The organism is Paraburkholderia agricolaris (assembly GCF_009455635.1).
GTDB lineage: Bacteria > Pseudomonadota > Gammaproteobacteria > Burkholderiales > Burkholderiaceae > Paraburkholderia > Paraburkholderia agricolaris.
This window is the reverse complement of record NZ_QPER01000002.1, coordinates 3,034,494-3,059,051: the sequence shown is the minus strand read 5'-3', so window position 1 is coordinate 3,059,051 and position 24,558 is coordinate 3,034,494. Positions and strand designations below refer to the sequence as shown.

Genomic DNA, 24,558 nt, shown 5'->3' with positions numbered 1-24,558 from the left:
TGCCGCCTCGGCGATTCCGATAAAACGCGCCGCGCTTACGCCTCGTCTTCCGGGCGCACCCGATGACCGGATGCCCATTGCGCCAGATCGCGTTTCGATCTCCTGACGATGCTCGAGGCCTACACGATCAACGCGGCCTACGCGCTGCGTTTTGGCGACTGCACGGGTTCGCTCGAAGCGGGCAAGGACGCGAGCTTTGCGATACTCGACCGCAATCCGCTGTTGCACCCGGTCGAGATGCTGACGCAGGCGCGCGTGGTTCAGACGTGCTTCCGGGGCGAAGTGGTGTACGCGGAGGCGGGCACGGCACACTGAGCGTCTGCGGAAAGTGCTCGCCCGAGACGGGCGAGCACCTGTTGCTCTCTGCGATTACAGGCTCGCAGCTTGTTCAAACGGTATCGCGAATGCGGAGTCGGGGCAGGTTTCGATGAAGCTTGCCATTTTGCGCTGCAACTCCTCCGGGGCAAGCCACGGATAGGAAAACCGGCTCTGCAGCGCGTTCAATTTTTCAGCATGCGGGTCGGCGAGCGCGTCCATCCGTTCGATATGAATGTGCAACTGGACAATCATGTCCCCCTTGCCTGCGTCGGCCGAAAAGCGCCAACGGTACGTACCCTTTCCAATTCGAAGCGATTCGGTCGCCTTCTCCCGCATGATCACAAGCCATGGCATCTCGCATGTCCGGCTCCCGTTCAGGTGCGGCTCGATACATAGATAGTAAGTACGACACCGGTCAAAGCGCTCGCCGAAGTCGGCCACCAACGTTTTGGCGATCGCGGGAGCGCCTGTCACCACGCGAGGAAAATCGATGTCGTCGGTTGCGATCGAAAACGTCAGTTCGGCGTCTGCGGCAAAACATTCGGATATCAACGCCGGCTGGTTCAGGTCCTTGGCGCGCAGATAGCACTCCAGCAGCGAGCGGACGGAAGAAAGCGGTGGGGAAGTGACCATAAATAACTCTCAGGACGAGGCGCAGGGGGATCGGTGCACAGCCGTGGTGCATATTGCTTTGAAGTATAATTAGCTTTCAAAGCTAAAACGTGTTGTTCCTCCAGGGAGCGGAGTTGTCATGGCGAAAAATCAGGAGGAGTCTATTCTGACGGTAACAAATCCGGCCTGTCTGGTCGACGGCGCGGACGCAGAATTCCGCCATCTCATCAACGGACTGTTGCCCTTCGCAGCCCGGCTGCTCTCGATTCGCGACGGGTTCGGAACCTTGATCGGTCTCACCGGAATCCAGTATTCGCTGCTCATTGCGGTCGCGCATCTGTCGCACGAAGATGTCGTGACCGTCAACCGGCTGGCGGACCATCTGCACCTGAGCGGAGCGTTTGTCACGGTCGAGACTGGAAAGCTCAAAAAGCTTGGCGTTATCGACAAACGCTCGGATCCTGACGACAAGCGCAAGATGCGCCTGACCATCACGTCAGCCGGCTCAAAACTGCTCAAGGAGCTTGCCGCCAGGCAGCAGCACATCAACGACGTACTGTTTGAAGGCGTGACCAGAACGGAGTTCAAGGCGCTGTGCTCCGTAGTGGACCGGCTGGTGACCAATGGCGATCGCGCCACGCTCGATCTTGCCCACCTGATTGCGCGGCAGGACTCGCGATAGTCTGTCAGTGCGCCGCCCACTGAATGCTGCTGAGGTCGATCCCCTCGAGGTGCATATCCCACAGCGGGCTCAACGCGCGCAGTTTCTCCACGGTGTTGTGTACCTGCAGCACGACCTGATCGACTTCTTCTTCCGTGGTGAAGCGTCCAAGCGTAAAGCGAATCGAGCTGTGCGCCAGCTCGTCGCTCCGGCCCAGTGCCCGCAGCACGTACGAGGGCTCCAGTGAGGCGGAGGTGCAGGCCGAGCCGGAGGACACCGCAACGCCCTTGATGCCCATGATGAGCGATTCGCCTTCCACGAAGTTGAAGCTGACGTTCAGGTTGTGCGGAATACGGTGCGTCATGTCACCGTTGACGTAAACCTCCTTCATTTGCGTCAGACCGTTGAACAATCGATCGCGCAAAGCCTCGACACGACGGCTCTCGGACGCCATTTCTTCTTTCGCGATTCGAAACGCTTCACCCATGCCGACGATCTGATGGCTGGGCAGCGTTCCGGAACGCATTCCCCGTTCATGGCCGCCGCCATGCATCTGCGCTTCGATCCGCACGCGCGGCTTGCGGCGCACATACAGAGCACCCACTCCTTTCGGGCCGTATACCTTATGGGCGGTCACGGTCAGAAGGTCGATATTCAGTGCGTTGACGTCGATCGCGATCTTCCCCGCTGCCTGCACGGCGTCGCAATGAAAGACGATGCCTTGAGCACGGCACATCGCGCCGATCTCCGCGATGGGTTGAACGACCCCGGTCTCGTTGTTGGCCATCATGACCGAAACGAGGATCGTGTCGGGGCGCAGCGCTTGCCTGACGGCGTTCAGGTCTAGCAGGCCGTCCTGCTGGACGTCCAGGTACGTCACTTCAAAACCCTGCCGCTCCAGCTCGCGGCACGTGTCCAAAACCGCCTTGTGTTCGGTTTTCACCGTCACGATATGGCGGCCCTTTCCCTTGTAGAAGTTCGCTGCGCCCTTGATCGCCAGATTGTTGCCTTCGGTCGCGCCCGAGGTCCAGACGATCTCTCGCGGGTCGGCCCCAAGAAGGCTCGCGACGTGTGCGCGTGCTGTTTCCACGGCTTCGTCTGCTTCCCACCCGTAGCTGTGGCTTCGGGACGCGGGATTGCCAAAACACTCGTTCAGGAACGGAAGCATGGCTGCCACGACCCGTGGATCGACCGGTGTCGTTGCACTGTAGTCCATATAAATCGGACGCGATGACTGTTTGGTTTGCATGGTTTCTATTCCTCAAGACTCGGTCGAGTCGCGCCGGACAGGCACGAAGCAACGCAGCGGACGGAGTTTAGCGTGGAGTCCGCCGGATTCTGCCGAACATCCATCCGACGAGTAGGGTCGTCGCTTTCCCGTCTCCCTTGAACCGGGGTTTACGATAGCTTGCTTAGCTTTATAGAGCAGCATGTAATAAAAGCTAAGTAACAAAGCTAATAAACATGGCTTTGTGTGATGAATTTTAGCATCGCTGGAACATTGGTGCGATGTAAGGAGAGCGAGATGGCTGAAAGCACTGTGACGTCAAGCGACAACCCGGACGCGCAGCGCCGGTTCCGGGCGGCGCTGTCGATGTTCGCGACGGGGGTTGCCGTGATCACGGCGCCGAGAAAGAACGGACCGCCGATCGGGATCACCGTCGCATCGTTCAACTCCGTTTCGCTGGATCCGCCGTTGATTCTGTTTTCCGTCGACCGGCGCAACCTGAGCCTGCACGACCTGAGTGCAGCGGGCACCTATGCGGTGAATGTTCTGGACGAAGCCCAGCAGGATCTATCGAACCGCTTCGCAAAGGCGAATAGCGACAAGTGGGCGTCCTTGCCGGGCGTGCCTATCGAACGTGCTGACGTCGTGCTGCTGCCCGACTCGCTGGCGACATTCGAATGCGAACCGTATGCCCAGTACGACGGAGGAGATCACGTCATCTTCGTGGGCCGCGTCAACCAGCACCAATCCCGGTCGGAAGGGCGGCCGCTGGTCTTTTTTGGCGGGCGGTACCACACGCTCAACGGTGCTCATCGGCCTTCGGCCTGAGCGCACATCCGACCTCAATTACCGGAGAAACATCATGATCAAGAACGGGACTCAACATATCGCGTCGCTGCGCGATGGACGGCAGGTCTATATCAACGGTCAGGCAGTGGGCGATGTGACTACGCATCGCGCGTTCCGCAACTCGATCCGTAGCTACGCCAATCTGTACGACTTTCAGGCACGCGCGGAGAACATTGAAAAAATGACCTTCGAGTCGCCTGACACGGGGCGCCGCATCAGCAAGATCTGGCAATTGCCGACCTCTTATAGCGAGTTGGTGGAACGGCGGACCGCGCTTGAGGCATGGACGGAGCTTCACTACGGTTTTATGGGGCGTTCGCCGGACCACGTCGCTTCGTGCATCTCGGGTATGTACATGGGCATCGACGTATTCGAGCAATACGACCCGGCGCGCGCCGGCGCCCTGCGCGATTACTACAAGTATGCCCGCGACAACGATCTCTTCCTCACCTATGTGATTGTCAATCCTCAGGCTAATCAGGCGAAAGCGGCGCACGAGCAGGAGGACAAATACCTTGCCGTCGGTATCGTCGATCAGGACGCGGAAGGGATCACCGTGCGTGGCGCAAAGATGCTTGCGACCAGCGGCATTATGGCGAACGAGGTGTTCTGCAGTTGCATCCAGCCGCTGCGCCAGGGCGACGAAATGTATGCGCTGTCGTTCGCGATCCCCATGAATGCGAAAGGCATGAAGGTGATGTCGCGCAAATCGTACGAGGAGAACGCGCCCTCGGTCTTCGACAATCCTTTGTCGAGCCGGTACGACGAGAACGACGCAGTGCTCTATTTCGACGACGTCAAGGTGCCGTGGGAGCGCGTTTTCGTGGCCGGCGACGTGGCGATGTGCGCAAAGCAATTTCACGCAACGCCCGCGCACAGTTACCAGAACTACCAGTGCCAGGTGCGCTTGATGATCAAGTTGCGCTTCCTCGTCGGTCTCGCGCTGAAGATCACGGAGATCAACGGCACCAACAGTTTTCCGCAGGTGCGTGAAACGCTGGGCCAGTTAGCGTCTGAAGCCGCGATGGTGGAAGCCTGGGTGTACGGCATGGAGGCCAAGGGCCGCATTGAGAACGGCTACTACGTGCCTGACCGCAACATGCTGTACGGCTCACAGGTTGTGACCCAGCAGTTGTATTCGAAGGTACTCAACACGCTGCGCGAACTCGCCGGCGGCGGAATGATCATGCTCCCTTCCAGCATTCGCGATTTCGAGAATCCGGATCTCCTGAAGATCATCGAGAAAACCCAGAAGTCGCCGGTTTGCGATGCAGAGGAGAGAGTCAAGTTCTTCAAGCTCGCGTGGGACGCCGTTGGCTCCGAGTTCGCATCGCGTCACAACCAGTACGAGCTTTTCTACGCGGGCGCGTCATTCGTGACGAAAGGCCACGCGTTCCGCACCTACGACTGGCCGCGCGCGACCGGTCTCGTCGACGACCTGCTGTCGACTTATTCGCTCGATGCGGAGTTGGCGACATTGCAAGCCGCCTGATTCCAATTCACCCCCATTCCAATTGACACAGGAGAACGCTATGGCGATCAACAAACTTCACGATGAGTTTCGCACACTGGGCATGGAGCAGGGCTGGCAGTTGCCCGAAGGCTACGACCCGGCTTCCGGCGCGCAGGAGCTGATCCTCTCCGGCTCGCTGGATACCGTCAAACGGGCGGGCAGCCGCACACGCCTGTTGCGCCTGCCGGGCGGCCTCTATACGAAGAAACCGTTCGTGCACGACTACTGGGAAGAGGTGTTTCTGGTGGAAGGGGACCTGACGGTCGGCAACGACGAGCGCGGCGAGGGCGGCACGCCGTTCAAGGGCTACACCTATGCGGTGCGCCCGCCTGGCGCGTATCACGGCCCGTTCAAGTCGGAGAAGGGCTGCGTGCTGCTGGAGATTCACTACTATGATCCGGCCTGATCATGCTGCCTGCAATCGACGTCTTACGCACTCAGCTCGCCGATCGCCGTCTCGACGCGCAGGCGCTGCTTGCCACGTGTCTCGGGAATATTGAAGCCGATGCAGGTGAGGGTTCGCGGGTGTTCCCTCACGGGGTCAGTCAGGCGGCGCAGACGCAGGCAATGGCGAGCGATGCGTTGCGTCGATACGGCGTCGCCGGGCCGCTCGCCGGGATTCCCATTTCGGTCAAGGATCTGTTCGACGTGCAGGGGGAGATCACGCGGGCGGGTGCGCGTGTTTTGCCGGAGCAGCCGGCGATCCGCGACGCCGTGTCGATTGGTCGATTGCGTGCAGCGGGAGCCGTGTTAGTGGGCCGAACCAACATGACGGAGTTCGCTTACTCGGGTCTCGGCATCAATCCCCACTACGGTACGCCGGCGAATCCCTTCGATCGCGAGGTTGCGCGTATCCCAGGCGGATCCTCGTCGGGGGCGGCGGTGTCGGTGACGGATGGCATGGCAGCCGCCGCGATCGGCTCCGACACGGGTGGATCGTGCCGGATTCCAGCGGCTTTATGTGGCGTGGTGGGTTTCAAGCCCACCGCGTCACGCATTCCGCTGGACGGCGCGGTGCCCTTGTCGTGCAGTTATGATTCGATCGGGTCGATGGCGCCGAGCGTCGCTTGCTGTGCCTCGATCGATTCGATCATGGCGGACGAACCGGACACACCGTTGCCGCCTGTCGATCTGGCTGGCCTGCGGCTGGCGGTGCCGGCGAATCTCGTGTTCGACCATATCGACGCGCATGTGGCCACCACGTTCGAGCACGCCATCTCGCGACTCGCTGCGGCGGGGGTGATTGTGCGGAACGTGGAATTCGGGAGCTGGAACGCGCTTAGCGGCTTGGGGCAGCACGGCGGCCTGGTGGCGGAGGAGGCGTGGGCATGGCACGTCGATCTGATCGCGAGGCAGGCGAATCGGTATGACCCGCGGGTTTTGTCTCGCATCCGTTTCGGCAGCCAGCAAAGTACGGCTGAGTACCAGCGTACCAAAGCGCGCCGCACGCTGCTATGCCGGCAGGCTGACGTCGAGTTGCAGCCGTTCGATGCGGTGGTGTGTCCTACTGTGCCTATCGTTGCCCCACGGATTGTGGATCTGGCTGATGAAAGTGTCTATACGTCGACAAATCGGCTGCTGCTGCGCAATCCGGCAATTGCCAACATGCTCGATCTATGCGCGTTATCCGTGCCTTGCCATGAGGCAGGCAGGGCACCGGTTGGCCTGATGTTGATGGGGCGGCACATGGGCGACCGGCGTCTGCTTGCGATCGGTGCCAGTGTCGAAGCGGTTCTGCGTCAAACCGGCTGACTTCGTGCATGGGATCGGTGCATGGCGCCCCTTCGCTATCTCCGAGAGCGCGATCCTGGCGGGCCGATCCCTGCGGCCTCATGCGCCGTAATGCGCGTCCGTCGCTCGCGGCCCTCATCTACCCTAAGCGTCCACTCCATGATTGAAGTCCCGCACCGCTTGATAGATTTGCTCTGCTGTATTCACGACGAATGGACCGATTGAACCGGTGGCCGCGCCGTTGTCGCTGCGCCGACGGTGTGGGCCGCGGAGCTGCAGTCGTCGTTTCTCCCTAGTCGAGATGGACTACGTGCGGTTCAACCTGCCATGTTAGCCTCGCCATGCACAAAATCGGCGGTCCCGATCGCGGGATACGCCGGTTCTTTTGCCAATGGGCCGTGATGGGTGATCGCAGGTTCATCGATTCAATCTGATTTAGTTCGGTATACAAAATAATTGAAATGTGTATCGAAAAAATCAGCTTGTTAAAACACAATTAAAAGGGAAAGGAATGTCAAAACGCACCTGGATGCGCACACTTTTCGCTGCCATTTCTACCGCCTTAATTGGCGTTATCGTTACCGCATGCGGCTCGTCATCCTCATCGATCGCGCAGACCGGGCAGCAGCAGATCCGCCACGTCTTCGTCATCACGCTCGAAAACGAAAACTACGCGACCACGTTTGGCGCCAGCAGCAAGGCACCGTATCTGTCGCAGACGCTGGCATCGCAAGGCGCGTTGGTGCAGCAGTATTACGGCACTGGGCACGTGAGCCTCGACAACTACATCTCGATGATCAGCGGTCAGGCGCCGACGCCGGAAACGGATAATGATTGCCCGATCTATCAGGATTTCACGCTCACCGGCATGACACCCGATGGTCAGGCGATCGGCTCGGGCTGCGTGTATCCGGCCAGTATCAAGACGTTGCCGGACCAGTTAAAGGCCGCCGGCTACACCTGGAAGGGCTATGAAGACGACATGGGTAATGACCCGACGCGCGAAGCCGCTACGTGCGGTCACCCGACGCTCAACACGACCGACCTCACGCAGATTGGAGAAGCACCGAGTGCAGCGGTACCACAGGGCGATCAGTACGCGACGCGTCACAACCCGTTCATGTACTTCCACTCGATTATCGATTCGCCCGATTGCGGCCAGAACGTCGTGAACCTGAACAGGCTCACCACCGACCTGCAGTCGATCTCGACCACCGCCAACTTCAACCTGATCACGCCGAACCTGTGCGACGACGGTCACGATTCGCCGTGCGTGAACGGCCAGCCGGGCGGGCTGACGAGCGCAAACACGTTCCTGCAGAAGTGGGTGCCGATTATCACCGCCTCGCCGGCATTCCAGAAGGACGGCCTGCTGATCATCAATTTCGACGAAAGCAGCTATGCGTCCGTGACCCAGCCTTCGGCGGGCCAAACGCAACTGACCTTTGCAGGGACAACCTGCTGTAGCCAGCAGCCCGGTCCGAATCTGCCGGCGTTCCCGCAGACTTCGTCGCTGTCGTACAAGGGCGCGACGATCAACCTGACCAAGCAGAGCTTCGGTGGCGACCAGACCGGCGCGGTGATGATTTCGAAGTTCATCAAGCCGGGTACGGTGTCGACGGTGCAGTACAACCACTACTCGATGCTCAAGAGCATTGAAGACATCTTCCAGCTGGGTTATCTGGGCTATGCAGGGCAGGCGGGCCTGGTCGGATTCGGCAACGACATCTTCACGAACCTCTAAGCCGATGATGGTTTCCGCAACGCGATTCGCAGCGCGCGCTGTACTGGCGGGCGCTGCACTGCTACCGATGGCAGCGGGCGCGACGCCGAACGACGCGCAGCCCGTCTACAGCGATGCCGCGGCGCTCGGCAAGCTGATGTTCTTCGATGCGTCGTTGTCGGCCTCGGGCAAGATGTCGTGCGCGAGCTGCCATAGTCCGTCGCATGCGTACGGCCCGCCTGACGGGCTGGCCGCGCAACTGGGCGGCCCTGACATGCACCGGCAAGGCACGCGCGCCGTGCCGAGCCTGCGTTACGTGCTGAACCGCACGCCGATGTGGAGTCATGCGCAGGCGGCCAGCCTGTCCGAACGGCTGAGCGAGACGGATAACGCGCCGGTTGGCGGCTTCGGCTGGGACGGACGCTTTAACCAGTTGCACGATCAGGCGAGCTTCCCGCTGTTCAATCCCGACGAGATGGCCAACCGGGACCCGGCAGCCCTCCTCGCGAAACTGGAGCGGGCGCCGTATGCCGCCCGCTTCAGGGAAGTGTTTGGCCAGAACATTTTCGTGGACCGCACGAAAGCGTTCGCCCAGGCGATGGCTGCGATCGAGCGTTTCGAGCTCGAAGACCCGAGCTTCCATCCGTACACCAGCAAGTTCGATTACTACCTCGATGGAAAAGTGCAACTAACGGCACAGGAGTTGAGAGGCAAAAAACTGTTCGACAGCCCGACGGGCGGCAATTGCGCCTCCTGCCACATCGACCAGGTGGGTGTCGACGGCTCGCATCCGCTTTTCACCGACTTCAACTTCCAGGCGCTCGGCGTGCCGCGCAATCCGGAGTTGCGTGCGAACGCGGACCCGAAGTACTTCGATATGGGATTGTGTGGGCCGTTGCGCACCGATCAGGCGAGCGATAAAAGCAACTGCGGACTTTTCAAGTCGGTGTCGCTGCGTAACACGGCGACGCGCCAGGTGTTCTTCCACAACGGCCGCGTCCATACGCTGAAGGACGCGCTGCGTTTTTACGTGCAGCGCGACACCAACCCGGCGAAGTGGTATCCGAAAGACGCGCACGGCAAGGTCGATAAATTCAACGACCTGCCGGTTGCGCTGCGGGTGAATGTCGACACGACCGATGAGCCGCTTACGCGTAAAGCGGGCGAGCGTCCCGTGTGGTCGGAGCAGGATATCGACGACGTCGCCGCGTTTCTTGCGACGCTAACCGATGGATACAAGCGCTAACGGCTTGCCGTCGCGAGGCGCGCAACCGGTGTGAACCCATAACGTGTGAGTACGTCTTGTGCTTCCGGGCTCATCAGATACAAGGCCAACCGGTACGCGGCATTGCGGGTGGTAGCGGTCTGCGGCTGTTCCAGAACTGTCATGCCGTAGTCGGCAGAGAGGCTCAGGTTGGCGGGGAGTTCGACTTGCACAAGAGTCGAATCGGGCTTGGTTTCGTGAGAGCTGCAATAGCCGATGAAGACATCGACACGCCGCGTCGCCATAAAGTACTTCACGGCATTCTGACCGGCAGGAACCTGAGGCGCTGTTGGGCCACCAACCAGTTGCTGTGCTTTCGCTTCCAGAATCTGCTTCGCGCCAGGGTGAACCGAGTCCGCCTTCGCGAATAACTCCCATGCATAGTCGCCGCCCGGGTCTGCCTTGGGTGTCGAGGTGCCGATCTTTACATTCGGATCAAGCAGTTTGTCGAGCAGATTGTCCGTTGTGAGGCCGACGTCCGGGCGAGCCTGAACACACAGCCGATTCCTCGCAAAGACAACAGTGGGCGCAGCTTTCCCTTCTGCTGTCAGGCGCTGTGGATGCGCCATATTCGCGGAAATGAAAACATCGGCTTTGGCGGCACGCTCGATTTTGTCCAATAGAAGACCGGCGGGTCCGGTAACGAGATCGATTTTCTGGCCAGACTCCGCCGTGTATTGATGCGTGATAGCGGTGAGCGCGCCGCTCATGCTTCCGGCAGCATAGATCGTGACAACCGCCGGGGCGGCCGCCTGCTGTGCCCACGCGATGCTCATGGTGCTGCCGAGAACGGCGGCAAGGAGGGTGCGAAGTACCATACGTCGTTCCTTGTTCAGAGATTGATTTGTAGCGAAGCGCGGAAGGTGCGGGGTGCGCCAAGCGTGCCTGTACCGTTGTCGGCGCCGCTGTAGCCGTTTTGCCCGCTCGGCGTGATGTTGGCCCAGTACTGGCGATTAGTGATGTTGTCGACAGCAATACGCAGCGTTACTGATTTGCCGGCAATTTTCGTTCGGTAGCGGGCACCGAGATCGAAGACGGTATAGCCGTCGACATAATCAGTGTTCGTATAGTTGCCTGGCCGACGGCTTGCGTAGTTCATATTGATGTTGAACCCGAGGCCGGCAACGGACGGCACGGAGTAGTCGAGGAGCGCATCGAATACGACGCGCGAGAGCCCAAGAATCTGCTTGTCGCTGGTAGACGCCGATCCCGTGTCGAACAGACGGGGATCGAGTAGAGAGATCCCTGTGAAGATGTTGAGATCTCTCGTAATCGCGCCTGTCGCGGTCAGTTCGAGCCCACGGTTGACCTGTTGACCCTGTTCGGCAAAAACGTTGTTTGCGCCGACATAGGCGTACGGTCTCTCGATGCGGTAAAGGGCGGCGCCGAGCGTAACCTGGCTCACATCGACCTTGTAACCGAGTTCCCACTCCCTGCTTCGGTATGGCGCGAGGCTATCTCCCGCATTTGCCGATCCGGCCGGCGCATTGTCGCCCTGTTGAAGACTGTCAGCGTAAGTCAGATACGCAGTCATATTGTCGACCGGCTTGAACATCAGACTGGCCGTCGGGCTGATGCCGCTCGCGTTGTACTTGCTGGTCGTCGCTCCCTGCTTGCTGTAGTTCTCGGTGTGTATCCAACTCTGGCTCGCGGCCAGTAGCGTGGACCAGTGTTTGCCGAATCCAATCGTGTCCCCGACACTGATCGACTGCTGGACCGTGCCGGTGGACAGATATCGATTTGAGAAATCGGGCAACGGAGGTTTCGCGAAAGACAGTGGGTCGTTGATGCTTGCACTGCCGAGCGTAATCGCGCCAGTCTGAAACGGCGTGTATCGATTCCAGAAGAAACCGGTGTTCGATACGAAGACGTCGTGCGACAGGCCCGCAAGTTCCGTGTGGCCATTCAGCGCGACGGTGTTGCTGACGATCGTGTCCAGGCTGTACGTGGTTGTCGCCGTGGTCGTCGTATAGGCGCCTGTCCTGCTGGTGATGGTGTTGGTCGGCACCGTCGACGCCCGGTCGTTCGTCTCTCTCAACACGCCGGCGCTGACATGCCAGTCCTTGTTGAAGTCGTGTTTCAGGGTGGCGCTGAACATGTTGGTGACGTTATCGTCGCCGGCCCACGATTGGCCGTAACCTGGACGTGTCGGGTCGGGCGCGCTGGGAAAGGGCACGTTGCGCGCTAAAGCAAACGTTCCCGGGAATCCAGTCGACAGATAGTGGTATGTGCTGAAATTGGTCTCAAGCTTCGTGTCCGGGGAGAAACGAATGTCGAACGCGAGGCTTGCCAGTTGCCTGCGCAGGCGGCTGCCTTCCACATACCCCTCACCGTTCTGATTGAGTAAATTCAGCCGGAACCCGAAGCGGTCGTCGTTGCCAAAGTGTCCTCCGAGATCCAGATGTTCAAGCAAGGACTGGCGAGAGGCGTAGCCGAGCGTGAATTCGCGTAAGGGCTCGGCTGTAGGCCGTTTCAGCACATAGTTGAACGTGCCGGCAGGACTGGCCGGCCCGTACAGGGCGCCAGCCAGTCCGTTCAGAACCTCAATCTGCTCGAATTGCTCGATTGGATAGTCGGTTGTCGCCGCGATATTCATGCCATCGATTCGCGTGTTCTGGACAACCCCGGCTTGCAGCCCTCGGCTCTGGGGGCGGATATTTTCGCCCTGAACCGACGGGATGAAACGAAACGCTTCCCGCACGCTCTGGAGTTGCTGATTTTCCGCAAGCGACGCGGGGACGATACTAATCGAGTACGGCGTATCAAGGAGCGCCTTCTCTCCTAGAGGTCCAACTTTTGTCCGGTCGATCTGGTACGACGGGTATTGGGTGGGGGATATTCCTGTGATGACCACGGGTGTGAGCTGGATTCCATCGTCCTGGGCATGGACTGAGAATGTTGTACCCATTCCTGCTGATACGAGTGCGAGCGCCTGAAAGGCGTTGATTGAGCGAGTCATGGACCTTGATGTATCTATTCTTGTGACGTTATATCTTGCTATATATAACGCGATACATAGGCTCGCAACAAGTAGGGGCTTGTAATAGATGGAATTCGGCCAGAAGTGCCGCGCCGTCAGGAACCGGCGCGGCACATCACGGCATGGCGCTATGGCGGCTCAAGCACGGCTAATGGAAACACCGCCGTCGACCAGCATGGCGGTGCCCGTCATGAAGCTCGAAGCTTCGGATGCCAGATGCAGGACTGAGCGGGCAATCTCTTCCGGCCGCGCGAGGCGCTTGAGCGCATGAAGATTCTGGACATACTCGCGAGCTTCCGGCGTGTTGGCGACTGCCCGTCCCATCGGTGTGTCGGTTCCATCCAGTATCGCGTTGGCTCGTATCCCCTTGTCGCCGAACTCTGCCGCGATCACCTGCATCATTCCGATCAGTCCGGCTTTACTGGCCGCATAGGCGGCCATGCCGGGAAACCCAACCGTGTTTCCTTCTCCAGAGTGACGCCGGCAACGATGCCAGCGCAGAGATAGCGCTGAGGCACCTCAGGAGTGGCACTCCGATTCTTGCGGTCATATTCCGCGCGGCAAATCGTACGCAAGCCGGGAGTGCGTCATTGCAATGAAATCAATTTTCTTCATTCAACCCGCCGTAGCGAACCAGAACGACTATTAAATTGATCGCGCGCGCACACTCCGGTGCGGCGCACCCGATTGCAGCCATAGTGAAAGCCTGTCAACTCAGTAAGTTGGGGCAAGTCAGTGGCAACACGCTATAGCGCAGGTGAGGTATTCGACTACATCGTCATCGGAGGCGGCTCGGCCGGCTGTGTGATGACGAACCGGCTGGTTAGCGCCGGCCATCGCGTTCTGCTGCTGGAAGCCGGTCCGCCGGACAACACCCCCTACATTCATACCCCGGCGACCTTCGTGCGGGTGATCGGCACGAAACGCACGTGGGTCTACGAAACCGAACCGCAAGCCGCGGCGGCGGGCCGCACGATGTACGTGCCGCAAGGGCGCACGCGCGAGCCGATCAGCCTTGCGGGACAAGACCGCGGATTGAACGCACTGCGGCACGGCGCCGAATCCGCGTTTTTCAAAAGCGGTCTGCTGACGTCGAACGTGGTGGAGAGCGGCGGCTTCTTCGATACCGGCGCGACGGGACGCCCGGACGAGCAGTTCCACGTGCTGCCCGTGCTGGCAGGCGGCGTGGATCGGGCGCCGCTGGCGGGGCACGGCATCTACCGACGATCGCCGCCATGCCGGCGATCGCAACCAGGTGCTTTTTCATCAATGTCTCCGTCCGTTATAGGTTTTTATTGAGAAGTGACTTCTCTTGTATTTACCTGCCGGAGCGGAGTGTGCGATATGAAGGGCGGCGCATCTTTCTCGACGGCGCACAAACACTGTTCCGACGGCGCACGGGTCGAAACAGCGCGAAGTTGCGGGGTAGGGTCAGAACTTGACCGTGGTGTCTGGAGTCGTGAGCACCAGGAGAACTTCGGTCTCGTCAGGTTGTGGAGTGACGTACGCGTGAGGCGTGGAACTGTCGAACAAGGCGCTTTCCCCACTGAAAAGCGTGACCGGTTCCTTGTCCTTCAGGTGCAATTCAAGGGCGCCCTTGAGCACGTAGCAAAACTCCGTTCCTTCATGACCCGCGAGGCCGCCGGCCTCGCCGAGGCCGGTGGCATATACGCGCAGAAGCAGGCTAACAATTCCACTGGCGTTTCTCTGATGCAGAACGGAGTAGCCGTACGGTATGTCGGCGAGGCGGGTGGTGGCGGTGCTGTCGAGGCGGGAAATACTGATTGCCGAAGGTGCGCGAGGCGATGTGGTGAGAATGTCCTGCCATTTGAAACCTAGGCCTTCAACAATCTTGTACAGCATGCCGAAGGTGGGCGACATCTTGTTGGTCTCGATGCGCGACAGCGTCGCTTCGGGCACGCCGGTGAGGCGGCTCGCGTCGGTCAGCGACAGGTCCCGGGATTTTCTGAGTTCTCTCAGACGTCGGCCGAGTTCTTCGGCGGGAACGCGCGGCGCAGATCTCTTTTTCGGCGAAGCCGGCAGGGCCGAAAGAATGGAGGCGGCGCGGGATTTCTGGGTCATGAATGGTCCTGAGAGCATGCCTTTAGCAGATGGCGGCGCGACAGCGTGGCCGCCGGCTCTGCCGCGGCGCAAATTAATTTTTACATATACGTACAGAAAAATATCATTTAAAACATGAGCTTGCAAGAAAAATTGAAAATTCTGTTTGCCGAGCTTCCGCAAATTGATTAAAGTGGTTTGCGGGGTTGGTTCGGCTCGCGTGGGCATTCGATAAGCCACGCTTGATGTTCAGCATCGCCACACCTCGAGCATAGCGAGGCGAAACACCATGGTTCGTGCCGACATGAGTAGGCACGGCTGGTGCACGCCCCTGTTTTTACATATATGTAAATTTTAGGAGTGGGAATCGTGGATGCAAAAGTGACTTCACAAGGGCGTTATCAGAAAGAAGGTTGGGTGCAATGGCCGGACGAGTCGGAACTGAGCTTTCAGTTCGCGCGCACGCTTGGTGGCGCACAGGAAGGGGCCAGTCTGATCAGCGAATGTTTCTTCGCGGCCTCGCGCATGACACCGGGCGACACCGAAAGCTGGTATCGCGAATGGCAGGCGCTGGCACAAACCAGTGAGCGGCGCGCAATCGATGCGTTCGAACGACGTTGTTTTCGGACCGCCAGCAGTAACTGGCTGCGTGCGGCAAATTATTATCGGTCGTCCGAGTTTTACCTCGGGCACGACGATGTCAGGCGGTTAGATACATTCGACAGCGTCGAGCGTTGCTCGCATCGCTATCTCGCCGGGCTAACGCCGGCGGGAGAGGTTGTAAAAGTCCCGTACGAAAACGGTGCGCATCTCGACGCCTATTTCATTCCGTGCGCCGGGAAAGATGTGCGTTCGCCCGTCGTGATCGCGTTTGGTGGTCTTGACGAGTACAAAGACGAGTTGCTGCATGAAATGCCGAAGCATGCACTGACGCGCGGCATGTCTTTGCTGCTGGTGGATTTGCCGGGTCAGGGCGCCACGCTACGCCGGCAGAAGATTGTCAATCGTCCCGATACCGAGGTGCCGGTGGGCGCCTGTGTCGATTATCTGCTGACACGTGCCGACGTCGATCCCAGCAAAATCGGCTTGTATGGCGCGAGCGTCGGCGGCGTCTATGCCGCGCGTGCGGCTTCGTTTGAAAAGCGTGTCGTCGCGGTGGTTTCTGACTCCGTCATGTTCGATATGTCGTCGTTGTTCGCCGGTTGGCTCGATGCGCCCAACAAGCTTATCTGGGGACACCTGAAATGGGTGTTCGGCTGCGCCACGCTGGAAGACGTGGTCGAAAAGGCAAAGGTGTTCAGCCTCGAAGGCGTAATCGACAAGATCACCGTGCCGTATCTGGTGTTGCAGGGTACGGAGGACTGGCTCGGTCTAAAGACGGCGACTGACACCTATGATTATGCAAAAGCCCACGGCGTGAAAGCTGAACTCAAACTGTTCGACCCGGACGAGACAGGGGCTGCGCATTGCCAGATCGACAATCCGACTTTGGGTCAGGAATTCATCTGCGACTGGCTGGCAACCCAATTGGGCGTCGATCAGAGTGCAGTGCGCTCGCGTGTGCTGGCTTTGGCCTGAAATGGACGCGAGGGGTTAGCGGCACCGGCCCGTGCCCTGACCCCTGCAGTCGGCAGATCGACAACTCGGTATTTCAGCAGCAAATATCGGGCATGCCGCTACTGCTGCGCATTAGCGTGCCGCTCCTGAAGGGCGCTATAACGCCGCCCCCGTGATACTCTCAATCTGCTGGCAATGTAACAAGCCCCCGGAAACGAAGACAGTCCGTGTTCGACTTTTTCCTGTCCTGCAGACGCTCGTTCAATTCGCTATCCCTTTCTGATTCATTGCATATTCCATGAACCAAAAATCTCCCCGTATTGCCGTTGTTGGGGCAGGCGTGATCGGCTTGTCGGTGGCACGTTCACTCGCTTTGCTTGGTGCGCAAGTGTCGATCTTTGAGCGGTCGCATTTGGGTTCGGGTACGAGCAGCACAACTTTCGCGTGGATTAACTCGAACGGGAAGAATCCAGAAAGTTACCACGCACTTAACTGCGCGGGTATGGAGGAACACGTCACGCTGCAGAATGGCAGCCCCACGGAAGCCCGCTGGCTGGATGTGTGCGGCACCTTTGAATGGGCGGTCGATCCGGTTCAACAGGAGCGGCTTGGCGCTCGCGTGCAATCACTGAAGTCGTTGGATTATCCCGTACAGGAAGTCTCGCGTGCAGCCTTGCAGGAGCGCATCCCCGAATTGCGCATCGATCCGCGTAGCGGGGATATCTGGCATTTTCCCACGGAGGCGCTGGTATCGCCGTCGGTATTGATGGCGCGCCTTTGGTCAGAGGCACGAAGCCACAGTGTGGACTTGCGCGAGAATATCGGCGTGGTCGATGTCGCGGAAACACCGGACGGCGTAACGCTCCAGCTATCGACTAACGAGCGCTGGCAGGGCGACTATTGCGTCCTTGCGACTGGACGCTGGACACCCGAGCTTATCTCGACGTTAGGTGTGTCGTTGGCCATGCTTGATGCCAACCGGCCCGACAAGCGGGCATGTGGTTTCCTTGCTTCCACCGCGCCGCAATTCGTGCAATTACGCGCCAATATTATCGGTCCGGATATGAACGTGCGCCCCGACGGCGGTGGGCGTCTGCTACTCCAGGCCCCCGACCTGGACGACCGGGCCGACCCCGCGTATCAGGCCGCGGTGGACGGATTCATCGGGCAGCAGATGCTGATGCGTTTGCGCCGTCTATTTTGCAACACGGACTATGCGCGGATCGAGCGCTTGTCGGTTGGTCAGCGTTCACGTCCGGCTGACGGACTCCCTGCGGTGGGCTTCATAACGAATCAGCAACGCGCGTACGTTGTCGCCACTCACAGCGGCATGACACTCGGCCCCTTGCTTGGACGCCTGGTTGCGGAGGAGCTAGTACATCAACGCAGAGATAGCTTGCTCAACGACTATTCGCCGGGCCGTTTGATCAACCACGATCCCAAGGATTTTTCGCCGATCGCGAGCATTCACTATCCAGCGGAGCAGTAGGCGGATGTAGCTGTACGTTGCCGCTATAACACCTCCTCAGTCTCTGAAAACGATTGCCTGCGCATTAGGATAGTTAACCTCAAGCTTCCTGCTCTCGCCACTGACCTGAAGGAATCTGATCGTGAACGTATGGATTCCGGCTGGCACCTCGAAGACCGTTGACCCGTCGAGCGCCTGCCGGTCAAACTGATACTTCTGCAGCGTGGTCACACTGGGTGAGCCGACATTGATTCGCTTGATCACTCTCGGATCGCCGCCGTCCATTGCCACCATCGCCCGGATGGAACACGGGCAGCCGTCCGGGACTTCGGCGCTGACGGTACTGGAGAATTGAATCAGTACCCTGGCGTCTTTCGTTACGGAGACTTTGAGTCTCGCAACGTCCGTAGGCTCCTTTCCACTAACGAAGGTCGTGACATGGGCATCTGGCGAGTTCGAATAGGAAATGACCGTGTCTCCTGCTTTTCCAGAAGATGCGGCACAGGCAGATAGCGAGAAAGCCAGGAGCAGGAGAAGACTCCGGATACGAATGCTTTTAGACATAGTTTCAATGCTCTCGAAACGGGTAGGGTAGTGCGCGATGCCGTGGTGGAAATGCTCCGGGCGCAGAACGGCTCGACATACGAACGAGCCGACGTGAGTGGAAGCTAGGAGTAAAAACGTAGCGGGCGGAATTCCTGCAACTGGGTAGTCTCAACGCCGTCGAGAACCTCAATCGACAGCAATTGCCCTATCGCCGGTGCAGATGTCATACCGCTGTGCATGGCTGCAACGTGTACGTTCTTGTACTTCCGGCCGCGCCCCATGATCGGATACTCATCCCGCGGCATGACTCGATATCCCAGCGTCATGTAGTCGAGCTCAATGCCTCGAGTGCTCGGGAGGACCTTCGTTACGTATTCCAGCAGTTTGGCTCCGAGTTCCGGCGTCGGCACGAGCGACCCGGTGTCGCCAAAATTCGAACCGGTTACGATTCGACCGTCCGGGTTCTGCTTGATATCGGCGCCTGAGGGCATCAGTACGTGATTGACCAGTGGCGGCATAGGTTTGCTATGAGCCAGAATTCCCTTCGATGTCCGCAATGGCACGGGGATCTCCGCTTGTGCACCCAGACGGGTGCAGTCGTTACCGGCTGCGATCACGATATGGTCCGCCGGGAAATCGCCCCGATCCGTTGTCACGCCAGTCGCTTTTTCATTCTTGAAGTTCAGGTTGGACACGTTTGCTTTCACCAACTTGACGCCTGCTTTTACGCCGGCCTCAACCAAGGCGAGCGTGGCCGCGACGGGATCCAGCGTGCCGTCAATCGTCGAATGCCAACCGGCGCCAAAATCTCCGGTGACCACGCCGGGCACCAGCTTCAACAGATCGTCGTGAGTAATGTTCTCAATGGGATAGCCCCACGGTTGATGAACGGCGGTCGTGTAGTTAAGGTTATCGATCCGCTTCTGATCGAGCTCGCACCAGGCGATGCCGCCACCCCATTGGATTTGCAGCGACGGGCCGATCTCCAGTTGCAAGCGGCGCCACCCGAGGATTCCTTCGTAGTTCAGCGCGTAGTAAGAGAACGGTGTTTTGTTGTTGGCGTTGATCCACGCGAATGAATTACGCGTTGTGCCGGACGCCGGCGCATCTTTCTCCAGAAGCGTCACGTCGGCGCCGCGCTTTGCGAGGTGGTAAGCAATCGATGCGCCCATGACGCCGCTGCCAATGACGATAACCTTGTCATCGGTTCGGGCGGCCATGCTTATCGTAGGCAGTGCGCCTACGAGAGGGGCTGCGAGAAACGGGAAAAATTCTCGGCGGTTCATATGTCATCTCCTCTTCGCTTTTTAAATGAGAGCTGTGCTGACGGCCCTTCAAACATTGCGTGCCTCACACGCAATAAAGCTTAAGGTTTCTATGACGCGAACCCAGTCTGTCCAAAATTAACTCTATAACTGCAGGTTATCTCCTGCCCTGCTGAAAGGGATCAATCGTACTACCGGCTTCTGGCGGTACGCCCACCAGTCGGGCTGCGGCCGCGCTTGCGCGCGGCGGTTTCGTCTTTCTCATGCGCCGCCACGCCTAGCGCGGGCTTGAGCGCTTTCTGGTCACGCTCGAGTTGCATTCTCATGTGCCGCATGAACTGCCGCGCGGTTTCCGTGAGTGGCGTGCCGGGGCGAAACACCAGTAGGCCGGTGAACATGACCTCGACGTCGATCGGCTTCACGACGAGACCTCGCTCCGCGAAGTCCAGCGTCACGATCGGATGAGCGATGCCTATGCCCACGCCCGCGAGTGCCAGTTCGCATACCGTGTGCGAATACGGTGTCTCGACGACCGGCTTGAGGCGGATTTCGCGTGCCGTGAGTTGCGTGTCGAGGCGTAGCCTCGTGCTGTCTTCGGGATTCAGCGCGATGAAGGGAAATTCAGGCAGGTCGGCGACAGCGATGAAAGGACGTGCGGCCAAAGGATGATGCCGGTTCATCACGGCGACCCCCGGCATACGCACGAATTCCGAGTGTTCGAGGCCGGCCATCGACATCTCGTCGGACATCAGGCCGAAATCCACCTGGCCTGCCGAGACCTTCTCATGCACTTCGCGCGAGCTCATGACCTGTAGCGATATTTGCACGTTTCTCGACGGCGCATCGAACGCCGCGATGACGCGAGGCAGAAAGCCTGTGCCTAGTGCCGGCAGACAGGCGATTGCCAGTCGCCCCAGGCCGTAAGACCGCAAACTGCGGATTCGATGTTCGATGACCTCGAATCCGCGGAAATACTGGTCCACCTCTCGCATCAGGGCGACGGCTTCCTGGGTTGGAACGAGCCGGCTGCGCACGCGCTCGAACAACCTGAAGTCCGCCATGGTTTCCAGACGCCTGATGGCCTGGCTCACAGCCGGTTGCGAAATGCCGAGCAGGGCCGCCGCTTTGCTCGTGCTTCCCGCGTTCATGACCGCCCTGAATACCTCGATATCGCGGATTCTCATAACCTGAACTTATTGACCTAATTATTTCCGATGTTGATGGAATCTCGGGCGAAAGTAAACTGCGCTCATCGATTCACCACCAGGCAATCACAGAGAGCATGATGACAAGCCCTACCCAGAAAGCGCCGCAGCCATTCCGCAGCCTCTCGCCCGCCGTCATGCGGGCATCCACGGTCGTATTCGATTCTCTAGCCGAATTTACGCGCCGCAAGGAGCGGCAACCGGACGGTTATAGCTATGGCATCACGGGGACGCCGACGGCTCGCCAACTGGAGCATCGCATCGCCGAACTCGAAGGGGGCGCGCATTGCGTGGTGACGCCTTCCGGTCAGTCCGCGTTGATGACGACTGTCATGAGCTTCGTGCGCGGCGGCGATCACCTGCTCGTGTCCGCTGCCTGCTACGGCGCGCTAAAGACGTTTGCATGTAACTGGCTTGCGCATTTCAACGTCGAAGTCGAACTGTATTCGCCGGCGATCGGAGCCGGGATCGAGAAGTGCATCAAGGCTAATACCCGCATGATCTGCCTGGAGTCGCCAGGCACGGTGACGATGGAGATGCCCGACATCCCGGCAATTGTCGAAGTCGCGAAACGTCATGGCGTGATGACGATGATGGACAACACATGGGGAAGTCCGCTCGCGTTTAAACCGCTCGAACACGGTGTGGACTTCAGCATCGAAGCCGCGACGAAATTCTTCGGCGGCCATTCGGATCTGCTGGTGGGTTGCATCAGCGTGAACGACGCGGCTTACTACGCGGCTGTGCGCGAGACGCAGAGCATTCTCGGTCAGCAGACGAGCCCGGACGACTGCTTCCTGGTGATGCGTGGTCTGGAAACGCTGAAGGTTAGGTTTGCCGCCCAGAGTGCCGCGACGCTGCAGATCGCGAGCGAACTCGAACATCACCCGGAAGTGAGCAAGGTGCTGTTCCCGGCGCTCCAGTCCGACCCCGGCTACGCGATCTGGAAGCGGGACTTTTCGAGCAGCGGCTGTCTGTTTTCCCTGATTCTGCAGCCCGCGCCGGAAGCCGCGTTCAACGCATTCTTCGACGCACTCCAGCATTTCGCCATCGGTGCGAGCTGGGGGGGCGTGCATAGCCTCGCTGCCTACTATCCGGCACCGTTGCAGGCCGAGCGCGCGTTCCCGCTTACCGACCAGCCCATCGTGCGCCTCTCGATCGGCCTGGAAGATCCGGCGATGCTACTTGCAGACCTGAATGCCGCTCTCGACGCGTTCAAACGAATGCGGGCAGTCGCTACGTAATATTTTTCCATTCAACTTACCCGGATTAGTGAGGATGACATGAGAACAATCAATGGATGGAGACGCGCTATCACGCTAGTGAGTTTCGTGGCGCTTTGCGTGGCATTCAGTTCGCCCGTTACGGTGCACGCAGCAGACTTGCTCGCGCAGGCGCGAGCAAACGGCACACTGCGTGTGGCCAATACCCAGAGCAGTCCTCCGTGGAGCATGCTGGACGAAAACAATAAACCGGTTGGCTATGACGTCGCGATTGCAAAAGAAGTCGGCAAGCGCATTGGCGTGCCGAACGTCGTGTTTATCGCCGATTCATTCAAGAACTTCGTGGAAGGGTTGAAGACCGGCAAGTACGACCTCGTGATGAACGATCTCACACCGACGCCTGAACGCGAGCAGCAGGTTGATTTTGGCGATCCGTACGGCGTGGAGGATTTCCGCATTTTCGTACCTGCCGGCAACACGGATATCAAGGGCAAGGATTCGCTCAAGGGCAAGCGGGTTGGCGTGGCCACTGGCTCCAGCAACGAATCGTGGGCCCGGGCGCACTTGAAGGACTCCGATATCCGTTCATACGACAACGGGGGACTCATCTTCAACGATCTCGGCAGCGGGCGTATCGACGCGGTGATTATTTCTCACTTCGGTGGCATGAAGTACGCTAACGTCAACCACTTGCCCGTTAAGGAAGTGGGTGAGCCGCTGATCTATCAGCTATCGGCACCGGCTATGGTGAAAGGCCAACCGGCTCTGCGCGCGGCGGTCAACAAGGCGATCGCGGACATGATGGCCGACGGGACGATTCAGGCCATTGCGAAGAAATGGGTTGGGCGCGACTACGATATGGCCGGCATGATTGCTAAAGCCAAGGCGCAAAAGGAATAGCCATGATCGAACTTTTCATCCGCTCGCTGCCGCTGTTGAAGAGCGCGGTGCTGATGACACTCTTCCTCGGCTTATCGTCGTTCGTGCTGGGTTCGACACTGGGGTTGCTCGTCGCGCTGGCCCGTATCTCGAGCATCGGCGTATTGCGCGCGTTGGCGTTCGCATATGTATCGATCTTTCGTGGTACGCCGCTACTTGTGCAGATACTGCTCATCTATTTCGGATTGCCCCGTTACGGTGTGACACTTGATCCGGTTCCTGCCGCGCTGCTCGCACTGACGTTGTTCTCGGCCGCGTATCTGAGCGAGAACTTCCGTTCCGGTATCAACGCAGTGGACAAGGGCCAGTGGGAAGCCGCGATGTCGCTGGGCATGGGTTACTGGAAAGCCATGTCACGGGTGATCCTTCCCCAGGGGCTGCGTATCGCGATTCCACCCGTCGGCAGCCGCATGATTGCGCTGATCAAGGACACGTCGCTCGCCTCGACCATCACGGTGGTGGAGTTGACCCGCGTGGCCGATCAGGTGGGCGCATCTACCTTTCGCTACATGGAGATGTTCCTGATGGTCGGTATCATCTACTGGGGCATCAATCAGATTCTCACGATAGTCCAGACGGTCCTCGAGAATCGCTTGTCGAGGCGTTATATATGAACACGGATATCAGGACGATTGAAGTCCGGGGACTGTCGAAGACTTTCGGCAATAACCCGGTGTTGCGTGGCGTCGATTTCAGCGTATCGAAAGGCGAAGTTGTCGTTGTGATGGGGCCGTCGGGGTCGGGTAAGACCACGCTGCTGCGCTCACTGAATTTCCTCGAGATGCCCGATGCCGGCACAGTAACTGTGTGCGATATCGATGTCGAATGCACCGGTTTATCGAAACCGTCGCGTGACCAGTTGAAGAAGATTCGCGCGATCCGTCAGCGCACGGCGATGGTGTTCCAGTCGTTCAATCTCTTTCCGCACAGGACAGCACTGGAAAACGTGATGGAAGGTCCGGTCAGCGTCAAGGGTGTCGCTCGTGCGCAAGCATCTGAGCGTGCAATGCACCTGCTGACGCAGGTTGGGCTCGCCGCGAAAGCCAACGAGTATCCCGGACGGCTGTCCGGCGGTCAGAAGCAGCGCGTGGCGATCGCACGGGCGCTTGCGATGGATCCGGAAGTCATATTCTTCGACGAGCCCACATCCGCTCTCGATCCAGCGCTGCGAGAAGATGTGCTGACCGTCATGCGCGACGTTGCAAAGCAGGGTATGACCATGCTGATTGTCACGCATGAAGTGCGGTTCGCGCGAGATGTTGCGGATCGGGTGGTCTTCATGGACGGCGGCGTGGTTGCTGAAGACACGACACCGGATGTATTCTTTGGTGAGGGCGGCAGTCCGCGCGTGAGGCAGTTCCTCCATCTGATCGAGACCTGAGCATGAGTACGCCGGGGTAATTCGTCCTGGCGTA

21 protein-coding genes and 3 pseudogenes are annotated in these 24,558 nt (G+C 59.1%); 15 read left to right on the top strand and 9 right to left on the bottom strand.

The genetic code is table 11. The features are described 5' to 3' along the window. Positions 1-96: 96 nt before the first annotated feature. A pseudogene (locus tag GH665_RS34975) lies at positions 97-315 on the top strand (amidohydrolase family protein); the annotation flags it as partial. A 54-nt stretch (positions 316-369) separates the two neighbouring features. On the opposite strand, the gene GH665_RS34970 reads toward GH665_RS34975, so the two are convergent. After that, positions 370-951 (bottom strand): nuclear transport factor 2 family protein, encoded by a 582-nt coding sequence (locus GH665_RS34970; protein WP_153141622.1) that lies wholly within the window; start codon positions 949-951, stop codon positions 370-372. Between the two features lie 118 nt (positions 952-1,069). Here GH665_RS34970 and GH665_RS34965 point away from each other — a divergent pair, with 118 nt between their 5' ends. Then, the gene (locus GH665_RS34965) at positions 1,070-1,612 is read left to right on the top strand and encodes a MarR family winged helix-turn-helix transcriptional regulator (protein WP_153141621.1); all 543 of its coding nucleotides are present in this window, start codon (positions 1,070-1,072) and stop codon (positions 1,610-1,612) included. A 4-nt stretch (positions 1,613-1,616) separates the two neighbouring features. Here the strand turns inward: GH665_RS34965 and GH665_RS34960 are convergent, their stop codons facing one another. After that, on the bottom strand, positions 1,617-2,840 hold the full coding sequence (locus GH665_RS34960; protein ID WP_153141620.1) for an IscS subfamily cysteine desulfurase: 1,224 nt from the start codon (positions 2,838-2,840) through the stop codon (positions 1,617-1,619). 276 nt (positions 2,841-3,116) lie between these two features. On the opposite strand from GH665_RS34960, the gene GH665_RS34955 reads away from it, so the two are divergent. From GH665_RS34955 to GH665_RS34930, 6 genes are all read left to right on the top strand, one after another. Beyond that, positions 3,117-3,647 (top strand): flavin reductase family protein, encoded by a 531-nt coding sequence (locus tag GH665_RS34955; RefSeq protein ID WP_153142460.1) that lies wholly within the window; start codon positions 3,117-3,119, stop codon positions 3,645-3,647. Positions 3,648-3,681: 34 nt separating this feature from the next. Beyond that, entirely contained in the window at positions 3,682-5,160 is a 1,479-nt protein-coding gene (locus GH665_RS34950) for a 4-hydroxyphenylacetate 3-hydroxylase family protein (protein ID WP_153141619.1), read from the top strand. Positions 5,161-5,200: 40 nt separating this feature from the next. Next, positions 5,201-5,587 (top strand): cupin domain-containing protein, encoded by a 387-nt coding sequence (locus tag GH665_RS34945; RefSeq protein WP_153141618.1) that lies wholly within the window; start codon positions 5,201-5,203, stop codon positions 5,585-5,587. Positions 5,588-5,589: 2 nt separating this feature from the next. After that, on the top strand, positions 5,590-6,933 hold the full coding sequence (locus tag GH665_RS34940; RefSeq protein WP_153141617.1) for an amidase: 1,344 nt from the start codon (positions 5,590-5,592) through the stop codon (positions 6,931-6,933). A 490-nt stretch (positions 6,934-7,423) separates the two neighbouring features. Then, complete coding sequence (locus tag GH665_RS34935; protein WP_246216466.1) at positions 7,424-8,656, top strand: alkaline phosphatase family protein; 1,233 nt, start codon at positions 7,424-7,426, stop codon at positions 8,654-8,656. A gap of 4 nt (positions 8,657-8,660) precedes the next feature. After that, positions 8,661-9,881, top strand: a complete 1,221-nt coding sequence (locus GH665_RS34930; RefSeq protein WP_425496064.1) for a cytochrome-c peroxidase — start codon at positions 8,661-8,663, stop codon at positions 9,879-9,881. On the opposite strand, the gene modA is transcribed toward GH665_RS34930, so the two are convergent. The 3 genes and pseudogenes from modA to GH665_RS34915 form a co-directional block, all read right to left on the bottom strand. Further along, a complete protein-coding gene (gene modA / locus GH665_RS34925) occupies positions 9,878-10,717 on the bottom strand; it encodes a molybdate ABC transporter substrate-binding protein (protein WP_217361931.1) in 840 nt (279 codons plus the stop codon). The two genes, GH665_RS34930 and modA, sit on opposite strands and share 4 nt — an antisense overlap. A 14-nt stretch (positions 10,718-10,731) precedes the next feature. Next, the gene (locus GH665_RS34920; RefSeq protein WP_217361930.1) at positions 10,732-12,858 is read right to left on the bottom strand and encodes a TonB-dependent receptor; all 2,127 of its coding nucleotides are present in this window, start codon (positions 12,856-12,858) and stop codon (positions 10,732-10,734) included. A gap of 159 nt (positions 12,859-13,017) precedes the next feature. Beyond that, a pseudogene (locus tag GH665_RS34915) lies at positions 13,018-13,344 on the bottom strand (SDR family oxidoreductase); the annotation flags it as partial. A gap of 342 nt (positions 13,345-13,686) precedes the next feature. Between GH665_RS34915 and GH665_RS39730 the strand changes: the two are divergent. Then, positions 13,687-13,878: pseudogene (locus GH665_RS39730) on the top strand (GMC family oxidoreductase); the annotation flags it as partial. A 432-nt stretch (positions 13,879-14,310) separates the two neighbouring features. Here GH665_RS39730 and GH665_RS34905 read toward each other — a convergent pair. After that, positions 14,311-15,168: a helix-turn-helix domain-containing protein gene (locus GH665_RS34905; RefSeq protein WP_153141616.1), complete on the bottom strand. Its 858-nt coding sequence runs from the start codon at positions 15,166-15,168 to the stop codon at positions 14,311-14,313. A 141-nt stretch (positions 15,169-15,309) separates the two neighbouring features. Between GH665_RS34905 and GH665_RS34900 the strand changes: the two genes are divergently transcribed. Then, positions 15,310-16,518, top strand: a complete 1,209-nt coding sequence (locus GH665_RS34900; RefSeq protein ID WP_153141615.1) for an alpha/beta hydrolase family protein — start codon at positions 15,310-15,312, stop codon at positions 16,516-16,518. A 277-nt stretch (positions 16,519-16,795) separates the two neighbouring features. Continuing rightward, positions 16,796-17,986, top strand: coding sequence for an NAD(P)/FAD-dependent oxidoreductase (locus tag GH665_RS34895; RefSeq protein ID WP_153141614.1), 1,191 nt, complete (start codon positions 16,796-16,798; stop codon positions 17,984-17,986). A 36-nt stretch (positions 17,987-18,022) separates the two neighbouring features. Here the strand turns inward: GH665_RS34895 and GH665_RS34890 are convergent, their stop codons facing one another. The 3 genes from GH665_RS34890 to GH665_RS34880 form a co-directional block, all read right to left on the bottom strand. Continuing rightward, positions 18,023-18,529, bottom strand: coding sequence for a hypothetical protein (locus GH665_RS34890; RefSeq protein WP_153141613.1), 507 nt, complete (start codon positions 18,527-18,529; stop codon positions 18,023-18,025). A 104-nt stretch (positions 18,530-18,633) separates the two neighbouring features. Continuing rightward, positions 18,634-19,797, bottom strand: a complete 1,164-nt coding sequence (locus GH665_RS34885; protein WP_153141612.1) for an NAD(P)/FAD-dependent oxidoreductase — start codon at positions 19,795-19,797, stop codon at positions 18,634-18,636. A gap of 170 nt (positions 19,798-19,967) precedes the next feature. Beyond that, entirely contained in the window at positions 19,968-20,960 is a 993-nt protein-coding gene (locus GH665_RS34880) for a LysR substrate-binding domain-containing protein (protein ID WP_246216465.1), read from the bottom strand. Between the two features lie 101 nt (positions 20,961-21,061). On the opposite strand from GH665_RS34880, the gene metC reads away from it, so the two are divergent. From metC to GH665_RS34860, 4 genes are read left to right on the top strand one after another with little or no spacing between them, the layout of a single operon-like run. Continuing rightward, entirely contained in the window at positions 21,062-22,225 is a 1,164-nt protein-coding gene (metC, locus tag GH665_RS34875; RefSeq protein WP_153142455.1) for a cystathionine beta-lyase, read from the top strand. Between the two features lie 39 nt (positions 22,226-22,264). Continuing rightward, positions 22,265-23,104, top strand: a complete 840-nt coding sequence (locus tag GH665_RS34870) for an ABC transporter substrate-binding protein (RefSeq protein WP_153141611.1) — start codon at positions 22,265-22,267, stop codon at positions 23,102-23,104. 2 nt (positions 23,105-23,106) lie between these two features. Then, entirely contained in the window at positions 23,107-23,757 is a 651-nt protein-coding gene (locus tag GH665_RS34865; protein ID WP_153141610.1) for an amino acid ABC transporter permease, read from the top strand. Further along, positions 23,754-24,524, top strand: a complete 771-nt coding sequence (locus GH665_RS34860) for an amino acid ABC transporter ATP-binding protein (protein WP_153141609.1) — start codon at positions 23,754-23,756, stop codon at positions 24,522-24,524. The genes GH665_RS34865 and GH665_RS34860 overlap by 4 nt, the downstream gene beginning before the upstream one ends. Positions 24,525-24,558: the final 34 nt, after the last annotated feature.